Origin of the sequence: Plantibacter sp. Mn2098 (genome assembly GCF_049319745.1) — a bacterium.
GTDB lineage: Bacteria > Actinomycetota > Actinomycetes > Actinomycetales > Microbacteriaceae > Plantibacter.
This window is the reverse complement of record NZ_JBMOUH010000001.1, coordinates 20836-37646: the sequence shown is the minus strand read 5'-3', so window position 1 is coordinate 37646 and position 16811 is coordinate 20836. Positions and strand designations below refer to the sequence as shown.

The window sequence follows — 16811 nt, the reverse complement described above, 5'->3', positions numbered from 1 at the left end:
GGCGCACGGATGTGCGAGGGCGCGCCGGGCACCGCCGACCAGGACTAGTGCGACAGGTAGGTCAGCAGGTCGTGACGCGTGATGACGCCGATCGGCTTGCCGTCCTCGGTCACGAGGAGCGCGGGGGCTGCGCCGAGCGCGGCACGAGCCGATGCGACCGGCTCACCCAGCCCGATGAGCGGCAGCGGGTCGCCGACGAACGTGCTCACCGCATCGCTCATCTGCGCCGATCCGCTGAAGACGCTGTCCATCAGGCTCGCCTCGTCGATCGCGCCGACGACCTCGCCCATCACCACGGGCGGCTCGGCACTCAGCACGGGCAGTTGCGAGACGCCGTACTCGGTCATCACGTCGACGACCTCGCGCACGGTGTCCGTCGGGTGCGCGTGCACGAGATCCGGCAGCGCGCCAGTCTTGGCCTTGAGGATGTCACCGACCGTGCGGTCGTCGGACACCTCGCTGAACCCGTACGACCGCAACCAGCCGTCGTTGAAGATCTTGCCCAGGTAGCCGCGGCCACCGTCGGGCAGCAGGACGACGACGACAGCCGATGCCGGCAGGTCACGTGCAGCGACGAGCGCCGCCTGCACCGCCATCCCGCTCGATCCGCCGACGAGGAGCCCTTCTTCGCGAGCGAGGCGGCGGGTGAGCGCGAACGACTCCGCATCGGTCACGGCGATGATGTCGTCGACGACCGAGGGGTCGTACGCGGCGGGCCAGAAGTCCTCGCCGACGCCCTCGACGAGGTACGGCCGCCCGGTGCCGCCTGAGTAGACGGACCCTTCGGGGTCGGCGCCGATGATGCGCACGGCACCGCCCGAGACCTCCTTGAGGTACTTGCCGGTGCCCGAGATCGTGCCGCCGGTGCCGACGCCCGCGACGAAGTGGGTGATCTCACCGTCGGTGTCGCGCCAGATCTCCGGCCCGGTGGACTCGTAGTGGCTGCGCGGGCCGTTCGGGTTGGCGTACTGGTTGGGCTTGAACGCGCCGGGGATCTCGGCCGTGAGGCGGTCGGAGACGCTGTAGTAGGAGTCGGGGTGCTCCGGCGGGACGGAGGTTGGGGTGACGACGACCTCCGCACCGTATGCCGTAAGCACGTTGCGCTTGTCCTCGCCGACCTTGTCCGGCAGCACGAACACGCAGCGGTAGCCGCGCTGCTGGGCGACGAGCGCGAGGCCGACACCGGTGTTGCCCGAGGTGGGTTCGACGATCGTTCCGCCCGGCTTGAGTTCGCCGGAAGCTTCGGCGGCATCGATGATGCGCGTCGCGATGCGGTCCTTGGAGGAGCCGCCAGGGTTGAGGTACTCGACCTTGACCAGCACGGTGGCTGCGATGCCCTCCGTGACCCGGTTGAGCTTGACGAGCGGGGTGTTCCCGATGAGGTCGAGGACGGTGGAAGCGTATTTCATGTCAACTGTTCCTGTTGTTGGCGCCTGGCGCACGCGTCGCGCGCCCGACGCGTTTTTCGCGTGGGGTGAGGCGGATCAGTGGCGACGACAACAACACGAGCAGGAACGCATGGCTCATACCCTACCTGAGCGCGGTCCGCTTGCACACGGTTATGACGTCCGACCCGATTTCCGCCCGCGAGCTGGCAGTTATGGCTGAAATAATCCGGTCAGAACGGCCACAACTAACAGTTCTCGGGCAGAGACGGGCGCGGGGCGGACTGTTTAGGATTGACCCATGTCCGTCTCGCGTCTGTCCACCATCGCGCAGGACTATCTCAAAGCGATCTGGAGCGCGACGGAGTGGTCCGATGAGCCGGCGACGGTCAAGCACCTCGCCGACCGGATGGGCGTCCGCCCAGCCACCGCATCGGACGCCGTGAAGCGCCTGGCCGCGCAAGGGTTCGTCGTCCACGAGCCGTACGGCAGCATCGAGTTGACCGATGACGGTCGAACGCACGCAGTGGCGATGGTACGCCGCCACCGGCTCATCGAGACCTTCCTCGTGGAGATGCTCGGCTACGGCTGGGACGAGGTGCACGACGAGGCCGAGATCCTCGAACACGCGGTGAGCGACACGATGATCGAACGCATCGACCTCGCGCTCGGACACCCATCGCGCGACCCGCACGGCGACCCGATCCCGTCCGCTGACGGCACCCCGCATCGCCCGGACGGTGTGCAGTTGAGTGCGGCGCCGCTCGACACCGATCTGCTCGTCTGCCGGATCTCCGATGCCGATCCCGACACCCTGCGGCACCTGTCGGCGCACGGCTTCGCGCTCGATGTCGCGGTGCGGGTCGATGCCCACCGTCCGTTCGCGGGCGAACTCAGCCTCCACATCGGCAACTCCCCGGCCCCCGTCGTCCTCGGCAGCGTCGCAGCCGAAGCCGTCTGGGTGACCGTCGCCGACGCCCTCCAGGCCGAGCCCGCGAACTGACAGCTCGCGAGCTGTCACTTGTGGCTGGGAAACCGATGGTCAGAACGACCACGACTGTCAGCTCGCGGACCGTACAGAGGACGCCGGGTAGACTACGCCTGTGGGAAACGGCGGGAATGACGCGCAAACGATCGGCGATCGCACGCTCGGATTCGACGCGTACCGACGCATCCTCGCACTCATCATGACGAACGAGATCCCGCCGGACGCTCGCATCAACATCGACCGCCTGGCACAGGAGCTCGACGTCTCGGCGACGCCGGTGCGCGAAGCGCTCACCCGCTTGGAAGACGACGGCCTCGTCGCGAAGACGCATCTGAAGGGCTACCGCACCACCGCGATCCTCACCGCCCAGCAGCTCGACGACCTCTACGGTCTCCGCGTCCTCCTGGAGCCGCCGTCGGCCGGTGCGGCAGCACTGCACGCGACCGATGCCGATCTCGCGGGGATCCGCCGCGAACTGGAGACGTACTCCAAGTCGCCGTTCACCAACGACTTGCTGAGCTACGCCCGCTTCAGCGAGCACGACGCCCGTCTCCACGCGCTCATCGTGCGGGCGGCCGGCAACCCGGCGGTATCGCACGCCCTCGATCGCACGCATTTCCACCTGCACGCGTTCCGTCTGTCGTCCGACCAGCCTGCTGGCGAGACGGCCATCGTCGAGCACGCCCGCATCGTGGAGGCCATCGCCGCCAGGGACCTCGATGAGGCGACCGCCGCCATGCGCGAGCACCTCGAAGCCTCCCGCGCCCGTTTCCTCCCCCGCGCAGTCTGATCCCGTCGGCCCGGCTGCCCCCATCCCGACCCGCCCCGGCTGCCCCTCTCCCAGCCCACCCGGCTGCCCCCATCCCGGCCCGCCCCGGCTGACCCCCTCCCGGCCCACCTTCCCTCGCCCCTAGCCCAGCCCGCGACCTGGCACTTGTGGTGGTTCCGACCCCCGCCGAACCAGCCACAACTGACAGCTCGCGAGCTGGCACTCGTGGCGGGAATGGACGACGTCAAACCAGCCACGAGTGACAGGTCGCGGGCAGGAACGGGGCGGGAGAGGGACAGAAGCAAGACAGAACCGGGGCAGCACCGCGGCAGCACGGCCGAAGGACTTGCGTGCGACAGCAGGGCGTGATTAATTTATGTCGTCAAATAATTGCTCCAACGAAGGATCATCATGCAGCAGACCAGGTCGGCAGTCGCCTACCTCCGCGCCAACGGGGCGTCGCTCGCCATCGACGTGAGCGCACCGGCCCCGCACGTCCTCCACTGGGGCGCCGACCTCGGCCCGCTCGATGCCGCAGGCGCAGAAGCCATCCGTGAGACGTCCGGCAGCGCCGTCCTCAACAACGCACCCGGCCGGCCGCGCGTCTTCACCCTCTGGCCGACCGAGTTCGATGCCTGGTCGGGCACCCCCGCCATCGCCGGCCACCGCAACGGGTTCGACACGACCCCGCGCCCCACACTCGTCGACGCACGCGTCGAGGGCGCAGGCTCGGAGCACGGCGGCCTCATCACCCTCGAACTGCACGATGCGATCAGCCGCCTCGACATCGTCGCCACCTACCGCCTCGGTGCGGACGGGCTCCTCCAGGTCGACTCCACCATCACCGCGAGCGCCGACGCCACCGACGTCTACGACCTCGCAGCCGTCACCACGATGCTGCCGCTCCCCGGCCGCGCCACCGAGATCGTCGACCTCACCGGCAAGTGGTGCCGCGAGCGGTCCCCGCAGCGCCAGCCCGTCCGCGACGGCAGCCACACCCGCACGGTCCGCCGCGGCAAGCCGGGCGTCGACTCCCCGTACGTGCTGATGGTCGGCACACCCGGATTCGGGTTCCGCCACGGCGAGCTGTGGGGCATGCACGTCGCCTTCAGCGGCGATCAGCGCTGGCTCGTCGAGCGTCTGGCGGAGGGCGCGGGCGAGTTCCACGCCGTCCTCGGCGGCGGCGAGTTCCTCCGCCCTGGCGAGATCCGTCTCGCCGCCGGTGAGTCCTACCAGGCGCCGAGCGTCATCTTCGGCTGGTCCGACCGCGGAACCGACGGCCTCGCCGACCGGTTCCACGACCGTCTGCGCGCGCGTCCGCAGCACCCGGCATCGCCGCGCCCGCTGGTCCTCAACACCTGGGAGGCCGTCTACTTCGATCACAACATCGAGCAGCTGACCGCGCTGACCGACCGTGCAGCCGCCGTCGGCGTCGAGCGCGTCGTCCTCGACGACGGCTGGTTCGCCGGTCGCCGCGGGGCCGATGCGGGGCTCGGCGACTGGAGCGTCGACCGCTCCGTCTGGCCGGACGGCCTGCACCCGCTCGTCGAACGCATCCGCGAGCACGGCATGCAGTTCGGGCTGTGGTTCGAGCCGGAGATGGTCAACCTCGATTCCGATGTCGCCAGGAACCACCCGGAGTGGCTGCTCGCGCCGTCGCAGGGGCTGGGGCCCGCATCGCGCAACCAGTACGTGTTGAACATCGCGGCGCCCGAGGCGTGGTCGTACCTGCTGGAGAGCATCAGCTCGCTCGTGTCCGAGTACGCGATCGACTACCTCAAGTGGGACCACAACCGCGACCTCAACGAGGCGGTCCTGCGCGGCGGCGGCGGCGATGGGCAGACCGGCCCGAACGACCGCCCTGGTGTGCACGCGCAGACGCTCGCGCTCTACGCGCTCATGGATGCGCTCAAGGAGCGCCACCCCGGCCTCGAGATCGAGACGTGCTCGGCCGGCGGCGGCCGCATCGACCTGGGGATCCTGGAGCGCACGGACCGCGTGTGGGCGTCGGACTGCAACGACCCGTTGGAGCGTCAGCACATCCAGACGTGGACCGGGCTGCTGCTGCCGCCAGAGCTCATCGGATCGCACGTCGGCGCGCCGGAGTCGCACACGACGCATCGCATCGCCGATGACTCGTTCCGGCTCGCGACCGCGCTGTTCGCGCACTCCGGTATCGAGTGGGACCTCACCAGCTGCACCGATGAGCAGCTCGAACTGTTGCGCGTGTGGGCGGAGCTGTACAAGGAGTTCCGCGGGCTCGTCCACTCGGGCCGGACGGTGCACGGCGACGTCGTCGACCCGTCGACGATGCTGCACGGCAGCGTCTCGCAGGATCGCTCGCACGGCCTGTTCAGCTGGGTGCGTCTGGCGACGTCCGCGACGGCTCAGTCCGGTCGCGTCACGCTGCCTGGGCTCGATGCGGACCGCGCGTACCGCATCCGCGTCCGCTCGGAACTCGGCGCCCCGTCGACCCACCAGGGTGGCGACGGCCCCGCGTGGTACGAGCGCGCCCGCCTCGGTTGGACGGAGGTCCCAGGCTTCGCGCTGACCACCATCGGCGTCCCCCTCCCCAACCTGAACCCCGGCCAGGCCCTCCTCCTGGAGGTCCTGGCCGTCTGACCCAGCCGCCGAGGGGTCGCATATGGCTAGTTCCGGACGTGTCCGACTAGCCATATGCGACCCCTCGCGGGCTAGGACGTGGGGAAGACGGTCAGGTAGATCAAGGCCAGGTTCAGGGCGACGATCAGGACGACGACCGCCCACGCGATCACGCGCGTCACCAGGGCGTCGACGTGCACACCCATCACCGTGCGGGAACCCGTCAAGCGCACGAGCGGGATCAAGGCGAACGGGATCCCGAGGCTCAGGAACACCTGGCTCAGCACGAGCGCGAGCGTCGGGTCGATGCCGAGGCTCAGGATCACGAGCGCGGGGATGAGCGTGATCACGCGCCGTGTCATGAGCGGGATGCGCACCTTCAGCAGGCCTCCCATGATCGCGGCGCCCGCGTAGGAACCGACCGAGGTGGACGCCAGCCCGGAGGCGAGCAGCCCGACCGCGAAGATCCCGCCGATGACCGGCCCGAGCGCCGCGGTGATCGCCGCGTGGGCGCCCTCGATCGAGTCCGTCCCCTGCACCCCGCTGAGTGAGGCGGCGGCGAGCAACAGCATCGCGATGTTCACCGCGCCGGCGATGACGAGCGCGGCCGCGACGTCCCAGCGGGTGGCGACGATGAGCCGCTTCACGACGGACGTCTCGGTCTGCGCACCGTGCCGGTCGCGGCTGAGGGCCGAGTGCAGGTAGATGGCGTGCGGCATCACGGTCGCACCGAGCATGCTGGCCGCGAGCAGGACCGTCTGCGGGCCGTCGAACCGCGGGACGAGGCCGCCGGAGGCGTCGCCCCAGTCGACGGGGCTGACGAAGAGGCCCGCGAGGAACCCGACCGCGATGACGCCGAGCAGCGACAGGATCACGATCTCGAAGGAGCGCTGACCGTGACGCGACTGCACGGCGAGCAGCACCATCGATGCGATGCCGACGATCACGCCGCCGGCGAGGAGCGGCAGCCCGAACAGCAGGTGCAGTGCGACGGCGCCGCCGATGACCTCCGCAAGATCCGTGGCCGCGGCGACGAGCTCCGCCTGCACCCAGTACGCGCGTCGCTTCCCGGTGCTGAGTCGTTCGCCCAGCAGTTCAGGGAGGCTCTTGCCGGTGACGAGACCGAGCTTGGCGGAGAGGTACTGCACCAGGACGGCCATCCCGTTCGCGGCGACGAGCACCCAGACGAGGAGGTATCCGTATTCGGCCCCCGCCGTGAGGTTGGCTGCGACGTTCCCCGGGTCGACGTAGGCGATGGCGGCGACGAACGCCGGGCCGAGCAGGAAGAGCAGGCGGGGCCTGCGGGTCGTTCTCACTGGGGTGTCACTGGTGGTCGTCATCGAGTCCTCTGCGGTGTTCCATGGGCTGGTTCGACGAGATTAGCACTTCCAACGTCCTAAAGTTAGACACGTCGAACATTTGAACCGTCACATTTGCACACCGACTGGGAATCCCCTGGAGAATGGGGTTATCGGACATTCGTCGAGAAATCGATCTGGTTCCATAGATCTGCATACGTTCGTCGAGAGGCCTCACGTGACCCCCGCATCAGACCGCCCGTCGGGCGCCCCCGTCCCCCCTGCCGTCAAGCAGCAGACCGTCAAGGCACAACGCGAAGAGCAGCGCGCCGCGAAGGTCGAGGCGTTCAAGAAGGCTCAAGCGAAGAAGCGTCGCAACAAGTCGATCGGGATCTGGGCAGCCGTCGTCGGCGGCGTGGCGGTCATCGCCGTCCTCGCCACGAGCATCTACCTGACCATCCCGAAGTACGCGAGCTACCCGGGCGGCGGCACGGGCACCGGCAAGGACATCGCCGGCGTCGAGACGTTCAAGAACACCGCTGCGCACGTCGAGGGCAAGGTCGACTACCCGCAGAACCCGCCGGCCGGCGGCCCGCACAACCCGATCTGGTTGAACTGCGGCGTCTACGACCAGCCGGTCCCCAACGAGAACGCCGTGCACGACCTCGAGCACGGCGCCGTCTGGGTCACCTACGACCCCTCGCTCTCCTCTGCTGAACTCGACAAGCTCAAGGAGCTCATCCCGAGCACCTACGTCGTCCTCTCGCCTTACAAGGGACTGCCGTCGCCCATCGTCCTGAGCGGCTGGAACGTGCAGTTGCAGGTCAACAACGCGAGCGACAAGCGCATCCCGGAGTTCTTCACCGAGTTCTGGCGCAGCAACAACGTGCCGGAGCCGACCGCTCCGTGCACCGGCGGCGTCGACGGCCCGGGCAAGGTGAGCTAGCACGGTGCCACGCTCGGACGGGACGGCCGGCGAAGCATCCGGCGGCCGGCTCGCTCCGGACGCCCGCGATGCGGAACTGGTCGACCCCGATCTGCTCGACGACGACGAGCTCGACGCGCACATCGCCGCGCTCGAACACGCCCCGTCGAACCGTTCGCGGATCGTCCTGGCCGTCGTCGCGATCATCGCGGTCGTCGCGGCCGCGGCGATCGGATTCTCCGCCGGTCGTCTGAGCACGCTCGCCGATCCGACACCGACCACCACGAGCGTCGAAGCAGGCTTCTCCCGCGACATGCAGATCCACCACACGCAGGGCGTCGAGCTCGCGATGATCGTGCGGGATCGCACAGACGACCCGGCCGTGCGCACGCTCGCGTACGACATCGCGGCGACCCAGGGGCAGCAGTCCGGCATGCTGTACGACTGGCTGGTCCAGTGGGGTCTGCCGCAGGCGGAGAGCGAACCATCGATGACGTGGATGACGAGGCCGACGCTCGCGGGCGCGCCCGGTCACGACCACGGCGGCAGCACCCCGGGTGCGACCACACCGACGCATGTCGTCGGTGAGCCGATGCCAGGACTCGCGACGCCGGCGCAGGTCGCCCAGTTGCAGGCAGCGTCAGGCGTCGAGGCGGAGCGGGTGTTCCTGACCTTGATGATCGCCCACCACCGGGGTGCGATCGAGATGGCGGAGGCGCTCGAGCCGCGGACGACGAACGGTCCGGCGCTCGCGTTCGCGAAGGCCGTGATCGTCAGTCAGGATTCCGAGATCGACCTCATGACGGGCATGCTCGCGCAGCGCGGTGGCCCCGTCCCTCTGGCGAAGTAGTCCGCGGTCCCCGCCTCGGTCCCTGAGCTTGTCGAAGGGCCCAACCACCCCTCGAACCAGTCGAAACCGGTCCCTGAGCCTGTCGAAGGGCCCCGCCGCGCCCACCCTGACCCTTCGACAAGCTCAGGGACCGGGGCCAAGCTCAGGGACCGGGCCCACCTCAGGGACCCCGACCCTCAGCTCGCCCGACGCTCCTCGTGGCCGCGCAGGCTTCGCAGCGCGAGCTCCACGGCGTCACTCGCCGACAGCTGTTCCTCGCGCATGACCTCGGAGAGCAGTTCAGCCGCCGGCCCGGAGATCGAGACCGTCGCATTGGCGACGACGCCTTCGTCCTCGGAAACGGATCGACGACGACGCTCACGCAGACTCAGGATGGACCCGCGCAGGAAGCCGATGCTCGCCCTGGCGTCGATCTCCCAGTGGCCGTTGCGGCGCACGGCGACGACGTTCCCCCGCCGGATGTTCGTCATGAGCGACGACCGGCTCACATGCAGTCTGGCGGCGAGGTCAGAGGTCCGGATGTCGTCGGGGAGCCCATCGATGAAGTCGGCGACGAGCGCGTCCTGCAGGTTCTCCCAGGCGCGCTCGGGTGTCAGCGGCAGGTCGTATTCCTGGCCGTCGCTGGTCGGATCCCCCACAGCGCCCATCCTTCAACTCGTCTCGTCGGGTCAATCGTCCAACGGAACGTCTCCCCGGCGCGTCCCCCAATGCGGGCCACCCCGGTTTGTGGGTCATCACCGTGGAACGAGGAAACGGCCCCGTCCGCCACTGCACAGGTGCAGCGGTGGACGGGGCCGTTTCGTCAGGCTCGATGCCGGGACGCGCCCGGCGTCGTTCAGGCCTTCTTCGTGCCGTCGAACAGCAGGCGGAAGCTGAATCCGGCGATGAGGGCGCCGATGATCGGGAACACGATGAACACCCACACCTGTGCGAGCCAGTCGCCGCCGCCGTAGATGGCGGTCGCGATGGAGCGGGCCGGGTTGATCGACGCGTTGTCGATCGGGATGGCGATGAGGAGCAGGAGCGTGAGCGTTCCACCGATCGCGATGGGCGCGAAGCCGGCGAGGGCGCGGGCGTGTGTCACACCGAGGATCACGAACAGGAACACCGCCGTGATGATGACCTCGATGACGATCGCCGAGGCGAGACCGAAGCCGCCCGGCGAGTGCTCGCCGAAGCCGTTGGAGACGAAACCGCCGGCGACTGCCGCGTCGAGGAAGCCCTTCGGGCCGCCCGATGCGAGGCCGAAGACGGCCGTGGCGCCGAGGATCGCGCCGACGAGCTGGGCGACGATGTAGCCGATCGCCTCACGCCACTCGAAGCGGCCGGCCGCGGCGAGGCCGAGCGTGACCGCCGGGTTGAAGTGGCCGCCGGAGATCGGACCGAACGCGTACGCGCCGATCGTGACCGTCAGGCCGAGTGCGATCGCGACGCCGAGGAACCCGACACCGAGCGGGTTCGCGGAGTCTCCTCCGGGGAAGACGGCGGAGAACGTCGCCGTGCCGACGAGGCCGAAGACGAGGAGGAAGGTTCCGGCCACCTCTGCGACCAGTTTTGCTGCGGTAGACGGTGACGCCGGCTGGGGCGCATCAGGGTACGACATACGACTCTTCTCGATTCACTGTGATGGGCGACGCGGCCACCTGGGATATTCGCGTCAGTTGGCAGGGTATTGCCTGTGAGCACGCCGTGGGGGCTTGCCGCACCGTGTGACGAACGATTGCAGCAGGAGACATCTGCCGGACACCGCCTCGGCAACGCTGGTCAGCGCCCCTCAGCGTTGCCGCAACACACTCCCAGCGACGCTCAACGCCCGATCGTGCCCCGCACCACTCCGGCCTCGGCGAGCGCCGCGGACGCCTGCCGATGCTTGTTCTCGATCGACTTCCCGATCTCCTGCGCGAGGCGGGGCTTCGTGCGCACGAGCTGGTCGATCGTCGCGAGCGGCATCCGGAGGACGAGGGTCGTCCCGTCAGCGATCGCGCTCGCCACGGCGATCTCCCGGGTGAGTGCCGTCTGACCGATGAAGTCGCCGGAGTCCAGACGCTGGAAGGTGATCAAGCCGTCGTTCGTCGGGACGGCGAGGTGGACGCCGCCCTCCACGAGGAACCGGATGGCGTCCGGGACCACGCCTGCGGCCTGGACCGTCTCACCCGGACCGTACCGTTCGAGGATGCAGCTGGCGAGGATGGCGTCGTAGTCCGTCTCCCTGGCGTGCAGCGTCGGTGCGATCGCGACGACCGCCTTCTTGAGCCGCTCCGGGGTCGCGATGGGGTCGGTGGAGTCGCCGTCCAACGCGAGCCCCCGCCGCCTGGCCGCGTACCAGAGCCACGCGCGGAACAGGGCCGTCGCGTCGCCGGCGGCTGCCGGGCCCGTCACCGGGATCGTGACGGAGTACGCGGCGTTCCCCTCGTACGACGCGGTCGGCGAGTCGCCCTTCTCGAGCATCGGCAGTCCGGATGCGACCTCCCGCAGCAGTCGGAGCACGTCGTCCGGCGGGTCGTCGGTGGAGAACTTCACACCGACGGACGCCGTGAACGCACCAACCGGCTGGCTCAGGTTCGTGAATGAAGAGTCCGCGAGCGAGGCGTTCGGGACGATCTGGATGCCGTTGCCCGTGTCGATGTGCACAGCCCGCCAGTTGACCTCCACGACCCGGCCGCGCACGCTCCCCGTGTCGAGCCAGTCCCCCAGTTTGAACGGCTGCTCGAACAGGAGGAGCAGCCCGGAGATGACCGAGCCGACGGCGTTCTGCAGGGCGAGGCCGATGACGATCGACGTCACCCCGAGCGCGGCGATCAGCCCACCGACATCGGCGCCCCACACCCAGGAGAACAGGATCGCGAGGCCCACGAGGATGAGGGCGAGGCGCGCCAGGTCGACGAAGATCGACGGGATGCGGTCCCGCCACGACCCCTCCTGCGCATTGGCGAACAGGGCGACGTTGAACGCGGACAGCACAAGCAGGATCACGAGGAATCCGAGCAGGGTGCCGACGATGCGCACCCACGTCCACTCGTTCGACTGCCGGGATGCGAACACGAGCAGGGCGAACACCGCCGCGACGGGAATCACATAGTTGCGCAGGAGCCGCACCGGTTTCGCGGCGGCCTTCCGCCGCCTGGTGAGCACACCGAGGAGCTCAGTCAGCACGATGAGCAGCACGGGGACACCGATGGCGATGCCCACCGCCCACGGGAACCATGGCTCCTGCCACACCTGGGTCATGCCGTGCCCCGATCGCTCCAGCTCGCGCTCGACCCGGCGTCGCGTCCGCGCCGGGTCATGCTGTGGCGCCGCGTCATGATTTGGCCTGCACGACTCGCCACACGGGCTGCTGCCCGTCGCGGGTCTCGACGGTCCCCATCGACTCGAAGCTGACGGTGTCCTGCATCCGGTCGAAGACCCGCTGGCTCACGAAGATCCCGGGCTCCCCGGAGACCGTCTGGACCCGGTTCGCGATGCTCACGGCGTCACCCCACATGTCGTAGGCGAGGCTCGTCCGGCCGACGAGCCCGCTCGTGACCGTTCCGGAGTCGACCCCCACCCGCAGTGTCAGGTTCGATTTGTGCTGCGCATTGAAGCGGTCGATGATCGTGCGCATCTCGAGGGCGAAGTCGAGGGTCCGGCGCACGTTGTCCACGCGCGGCACGATGAGCCCGCAGCTCGCGAGATACCCCTCGCGGAGTGTGCGGACCTGCTCGATCCCGAGCCGCTCGGCCGCCTCGTCGAAGCTGCGTACGATGCCGTTGAGCAGTGCCAGTTCCTGCTCGGAATTGAGCCCGCCCGCCAGATCGTCGAACCCGACGAGGTCGGCGAAGACGACCGACACGTCCTGGTGGACCTCGGAGATCGTCTCCTCTCCCTCCTTGTAGCGTTTGGCGACGCTCGCCGGCATCAGCGTGTGCAGGAGCTTCTCGTTCTCGACGCGCTGCTCGTCGATGAGCTCCTGTTTGAGGCGCAGGCTCCGGCTCATGTCGTTGAACGCGTTGCCGAGGTCGCCGAATTCGTCGCGTCTCGCGCCGGGCACTTCGACGGAGTAGTCGCCCCCCGCAACGCGCCTCACCGCCGTCACGAGCACCCGGACGGGTTTCGCGAACACCTGCGCGAGGAGCAGGGACAGGAGGGAGACCACGATGATGATGCCGAGCATCGACAGGATGAGGTTCCGGGTGAAGTCGGTCACCGGTGCGAACGCCTCGGATGCGTCGATGCGGGCGACGATGACCCACTGCAGGCCCGGGATGTCGAGCGGTGCGTAGGCCGTAAGGTTCTCGCCGCCCAGGTAGCCGGCGCCGATGAACGTGCCGGTCTTGCCCTGGAGCGCACGATCGACCGACACGCTCCTCGTGGGTTGGAGCTGGACGGTCCCGTTGACGGCGACGGCCCGCTTGGCGATCTCCGGCGAGGTGCCGGCCGAGATCGACTGCTCCTCGTACGCCTTCGGGTCCTGGATGAGGAGTCGCGATGTCGACCGCATGAGGTGGTCCGGGCCTGCGAGGTACGTTTCCCCCGTCTTCCCGAGGCCGTCCTGCTCCCAGTGCCCAGAGGCGGTCATGATGTCGTTGATCTTGCTGATCGGCACCTGCAACGCCATCACACCCGAGACGACGCCGTCCTGCCCGACGGGCGAGAAGATCCACTGCGTCGGCACGTTGAACGACGGCTGGTACCGCTCGAAGTCCGTCACGCCGACGTAGTCGACGGCGTTCGAACGGAGCGCCTGTGTGTAGCCGCTCTGCAGGACGCCGCCCTGGTACGGGCCGTTCAGGATGTTCGTGCCGAGGTCGACGCCCTTGTAGGCGGAATAGACGACGTTGCCGTCACGGTCGATGAGCAGCGCGTCCTCGTAGGCGAACCGGTTGAGGATCTCACGGAAGTACTCGTGATACTGGCGGTGCGCCGCCGACCAGGCGCTGCCGTCGCCCGCATCGTCGATGGCCAACGACTTGTCGTAGTCGAGGTCCTTCGGCGTGTACGTGGCCTGCAGGTAATGCTCGGCCGGGTTCGTCGGGATGAACGCGGCAGGATCCGTGGTCATGCCAGTGCGCTTCTCGTACTCCGGGATGAAGCTCGTGTCGTAAAAGTCGGCGACGGCTTTCGCCTTCGCCTCGTCGACCGGCTGCGCCTCCAGCTCCTTGAACCCGCTCGTGAAGGCGAGCATCGCATCGTTCACGGATCGCCCGCGGGTGTAGACGACGAGCGAGTCCTCGGTCTGCTCGTAGTAGTTCGTGATCTCGCGGGAGCGCGACTCCCGCAGCTCGATGAGCCGTTCGTACGCCGCCTGCTTGAGCGACTCCGTTCCGGAGTTGTAGCCGACGATGCCCGTGAAGACCGATGCGCCGACGCTCACGAGCAGGAGCATCACGAGCAGTTTCGATTGGATGCTGAAGCCGGGGCGACCGATGCGGCCGCGGCCGAGACCTCGCTTTGGGGTGGAATTCTTCGGATCGGGCGAGCGTGGGGCGCTCGCGGGCGACACGGTGGGTTGCGGAGGTGCGGCTTCAGCGGTCATGAGTCCCTGTCTGAACAGCGTCAACCCGGATGCCCCGCTTCCGGGGGCCGGTTGGCAGCAACTCTAGCCACATGCGTCACACGCACACAACGCTTTGCGTCGTCCCCTGTTCGCAATTCAGGAGCGCTGCGGCGTGTCGCCTCCCCTCGACGAGTTCTGGGCCGACACGCCGAGCCCGCACCTGAACTGCGAACGGCCAGACGTCGAAGTCACGCGTCCGGCGCATTGCACGGACGACGCGTTGCGCCGCCGATGCGCCGGCACTCAGGCGTTGACGGTCTGCTGCTCGTACAGGGTCGCGTACACGCCGCCGACCGCGAGCAGTTCCGCGTGCGTCCCTCGCTCGACGATGCGGCCACGATCGAGGACGAAGATCACGTCGGCCGACACAATGGTCGACAAGCGGTGGGCGATCGACACCGTCGTCCGGCCGCGCGTGGCGTCATCGAGGGCCACCTGCACCACGCGCTCGGAGATCGTGTCGAGCGCGCTCGTCGCCTCATCGAGGATGAGCACCTCAGGGTCCTTGAGCAGCACGCGGGCGATCGCGATGCGCTGCTTCTCGCCACCGGAGAGCCGGTACCCGCGTTCGCCGACGATCGTGTCGTACCCGTCCTCGAACCGCATGATCGCATCGTGGATGTTCGCCGCCCGGCACGCCGCCTCCAGTTCGGCGTCCGTCGCCTCCGGCTTCGCATAACGGAGGTTCTCGGCGATCGTCGCGTGGAACAGGTACGTCTCCTGACTCACGATGCCGATGCGGGACACGAGCGATGCCTGCGTCACAGCCCGCACATCTGCCCCCGCGACGCTCACGGTTCCGCCCGTGACCTCCTGGAAGCGCGGGATCAGGTAGGAGATCGTGGTCTTGCCGGCGCCTGAGGGGCCGACGAACGCCGCGAACTGACCGGGCTCGATCGTGAACGAGATGCCGTCGAGGGTCGGTTCGCTCGTCTCCGGGGCGTCGGCGTACCGGAAGGACACGTCGTCGAAGGTGATCGCCGGCGGTGCGGCCGGGAGGTCGACGGCACCCGGCCGGTCGGCGATCGACGGCTTCAGGTCCAGGTACTCGAAGATGCGGGCGAAGAGCGCACCGGAGGTCTGCAGGTCGAGCGCGACGCGCATCACCCCCATGAGCGGGAAGAGGAGGCGGGCCTGGATGGTGGTGAAGGCGACGATCGCGCCGGCCGTGACATCGGTCGCCCCTCCCGTGATGAGGTACCCGGCGACGAGGTACACGATCGCGGGGATCGACGACAGGAAGATGTTGACCATCGCGAAGAACCACTGCCCGCTCATCGCCTGGCTCACCTGCAGGCGGATCTGCGTGCGGTTCTCCGAGCTGTACCGTTCCACCTCGGTCGCCTGGCGGTTGAAGCTCTTCGCGAGCAGCACGCCGGAGACGCTCAGCGCCTCCTGGGTGATCGCGGTCATCTCGGACAGCGACTCCTGCGTCTTCGTCGCGATGCGCGCACGCACCTGCCCCACCTTCCGTTGCGCGACCACGAGGATCGGCATGAGAATGAGGGCGACGACCGTGAGCTGCCAGTTGAGCAGCAGCATCGCGACGAGCGCCGAGATGACGGTGACCGTGTTGCCGAGGACGCTCGACACGGTGTTGGTGAGGACGTTCGCGACCCCACCGACGTCGTTCTGCAGACGGGACTGGATGATGCCGGTCTTGGTCTTGGTGAAGAAGCTCAGCTCCATCGCCTGCAACTGGCTGAAGAGTTTGATGCGCAGCGCACCCATCACACTGTTGCCGACGGTCGCCGTCAGGTAGGTCTGCCACACGCCGAGGAGCGCGGCGACGACGAACAGCACGACCATGAGCACGACGATCTCGAGCAGTGCCACGAGGTTCGGTTTGCCGCCGCTGGTCGGGAACAGGCCGACATCGAACGCCTGCTTCACGAGCAGCGGTGGGATGACGGCGAGGCCGGCGCCGATGACGACGAGCACCATCGTGACGATGATCTTGCCGCGGAACGGGATGAAGAGGGCGGTGATCCGTTTGCCGAGGTCGGGGATCTTCGGCGCCTCGGCGTTGATCGCCCGTTGGGCCGCAGCGTCGCCTCCGCTCACCCTCGCCCCGCCGCGGGGGCCGCCCCCTCCGCCACCTCCACCGCCGCGCATGCTCATGTCGCCACCCTATCCCCGTGCGGCTGCACGTCCGCCCCGGCGCTCCGCCCCGGCTCCCCCGCTCCCAGCTCCCCGTACCATTCGTCCCGCCCCGTTCGTCCCGTCCCCGTTCCTTCCGCTCCCGTTCGCAATTCAGGAGCACCCCGGCGTGTCGCCTCCCCTCGGCGCGATTCTGGCCGACACGCCGATGCCGCGCCTGAATTGCGAACCGACGGCCGGCGTGAGGACGAATGCAATGCCCCACCGACGCCGTGACAGCACCCGTCGGAGGCCGTGCCGACGCTCGCGGGCAGCCGAGCCGACGTTCCTCCACAGGTCGAGGCGAATGAAGGGTTATC

At 68.5% G+C, this 16811-nt stretch carries 12 protein-coding genes; 5 read left to right on the top strand and 7 right to left on the bottom strand.

All coding sequences use genetic code 11. From position 1 onward, the window contains the following. Window positions 1–44 precede the first annotated feature (44 nt). Window positions 45–1409, bottom strand: coding sequence for a cystathionine beta-synthase (locus ACL9RL_RS00155; RefSeq protein ID WP_422778179.1), 1365 nt, complete (start codon window positions 1407–1409; stop codon window positions 45–47). A 277-nt stretch (window positions 1410–1686) separates the two neighbouring features. Here ACL9RL_RS00155 and ACL9RL_RS00150 point away from each other — a divergent pair, with 277 nt between their 5' ends. From ACL9RL_RS00150 to ACL9RL_RS00140, 3 genes are all read left to right on the top strand, one after another. Then, window positions 1687–2388, top strand: coding sequence for a metal-dependent transcriptional regulator (locus tag ACL9RL_RS00150; protein ID WP_422778178.1), 702 nt, complete (start codon window positions 1687–1689; stop codon window positions 2386–2388). A gap of 100 nt (window positions 2389–2488) precedes the next feature. Further along, complete coding sequence (locus ACL9RL_RS00145; protein ID WP_422778177.1) at window positions 2489–3163, top strand: GntR family transcriptional regulator; 675 nt, start codon at window positions 2489–2491, stop codon at window positions 3161–3163. 390 nt (window positions 3164–3553) lie between these two features. Continuing rightward, window positions 3554–5764, top strand: a complete 2211-nt coding sequence (locus ACL9RL_RS00140) for an alpha-galactosidase (RefSeq protein WP_422778176.1) — start codon at window positions 3554–3556, stop codon at window positions 5762–5764. Window positions 5765–5835: 71 nt separating this feature from the next. Here the strand turns inward: ACL9RL_RS00140 and ACL9RL_RS00135 are convergent, their stop codons facing one another. After that, window positions 5836–7083 carry an Nramp family divalent metal transporter gene (locus tag ACL9RL_RS00135; protein WP_422778175.1) on the bottom strand — a complete coding sequence of 416 codons (1248 nt, stop codon included), beginning with the start codon at window positions 7081–7083 and terminating at the stop codon, window positions 5836–5838. A gap of 196 nt (window positions 7084–7279) precedes the next feature. Here ACL9RL_RS00135 and ACL9RL_RS00130 point away from each other — a divergent pair, with 196 nt between their 5' ends. Together ACL9RL_RS00130 and ACL9RL_RS00125 are read left to right on the top strand one after the other, a co-directional pair. Continuing rightward, entirely contained in the window at window positions 7280–7987 is a 708-nt protein-coding gene (locus ACL9RL_RS00130; protein WP_422778174.1) for a DUF3105 domain-containing protein, read from the top strand. A 4-nt stretch (window positions 7988–7991) separates the two neighbouring features. Next, window positions 7992–8816 (top strand): DUF305 domain-containing protein, encoded by an 825-nt coding sequence (locus ACL9RL_RS00125; RefSeq protein WP_422778173.1) that lies wholly within the window; start codon window positions 7992–7994, stop codon window positions 8814–8816. Between the two features lie 176 nt (window positions 8817–8992). Here ACL9RL_RS00125 and ACL9RL_RS00120 read toward each other — a convergent pair whose 3' ends face one another. From ACL9RL_RS00120 to ACL9RL_RS00100, 5 genes are all read right to left on the bottom strand, one after another. Next, window positions 8993–9454 carry a hypothetical protein gene (locus ACL9RL_RS00120; protein WP_422778172.1) on the bottom strand — a complete coding sequence of 154 codons (462 nt, stop codon included), beginning with the start codon at window positions 9452–9454 and terminating at the stop codon, window positions 8993–8995. Between the two features lie 197 nt (window positions 9455–9651). After that, window positions 9652–10419, bottom strand: a complete 768-nt coding sequence (gene aqpZ, locus ACL9RL_RS00115) for an aquaporin Z (RefSeq protein WP_422778171.1) — start codon at window positions 10417–10419, stop codon at window positions 9652–9654. Window positions 10420–10622: 203 nt separating this feature from the next. Then, window positions 10623–12044 (bottom strand): mechanosensitive ion channel domain-containing protein, encoded by a 1422-nt coding sequence (locus tag ACL9RL_RS00110; RefSeq protein WP_422778170.1) that lies wholly within the window; start codon window positions 12042–12044, stop codon window positions 10623–10625. A 73-nt stretch (window positions 12045–12117) separates the two neighbouring features. Next, window positions 12118–14331 (bottom strand): adenylate/guanylate cyclase domain-containing protein, encoded by a 2214-nt coding sequence (locus tag ACL9RL_RS00105; protein WP_422778169.1) that lies wholly within the window; start codon window positions 14329–14331, stop codon window positions 12118–12120. A gap of 264 nt (window positions 14332–14595) precedes the next feature. Further along, window positions 14596–16467 carry an ABC transporter ATP-binding protein gene (locus tag ACL9RL_RS00100; RefSeq protein WP_422778685.1) on the bottom strand — a complete coding sequence of 624 codons (1872 nt, stop codon included), beginning with the start codon at window positions 16465–16467 and terminating at the stop codon, window positions 14596–14598. Window positions 16468–16811 lie beyond the last annotated feature (344 nt).

Coding starts and splice junctions, on each gene's coding strand:
- ACL9RL_RS00155 (WP_422778179.1), bottom strand. CDS start 1,409: ATGAAATACGCTTCCACCGTCCTCGACCTCATCGGGAACACCCCGCTC.
- ACL9RL_RS00150 (WP_422778178.1), top strand. CDS start 1,687: ATGTCCGTCTCGCGTCTGTCCACCATCGCGCAGGACTATCTCAAAGCG.
- ACL9RL_RS00140 (WP_422778176.1), top strand. CDS start 3,554: ATGCAGCAGACCAGGTCGGCAGTCGCCTACCTCCGCGCCAACGGGGCG.
- ACL9RL_RS00135 (WP_422778175.1), bottom strand. CDS start 7,083: ATGACGACCACCAGTGACACCCCAGTGAGAACGACCCGCAGGCCCCGC.
- aqpZ (WP_422778171.1), bottom strand. CDS start 10,419: ATGTCGTACCCTGATGCGCCCCAGCCGGCGTCACCGTCTACCGCAGCA.
- ACL9RL_RS00110 (WP_422778170.1), bottom strand. CDS start 12,044: ATGACCCAGGTGTGGCAGGAGCCATGGTTCCCGTGGGCGGTGGGCATC.
- ACL9RL_RS00105 (WP_422778169.1), bottom strand. CDS start 14,331: ATGACCGCTGAAGCCGCACCTCCGCAACCCACCGTGTCGCCCGCGAGC.
- ACL9RL_RS00100 (WP_422778685.1), bottom strand. CDS start 16,467: ATGCGCGGCGGTGGAGGTGGCGGAGGGGGCGGCCCCCGCGGCGGGGCG.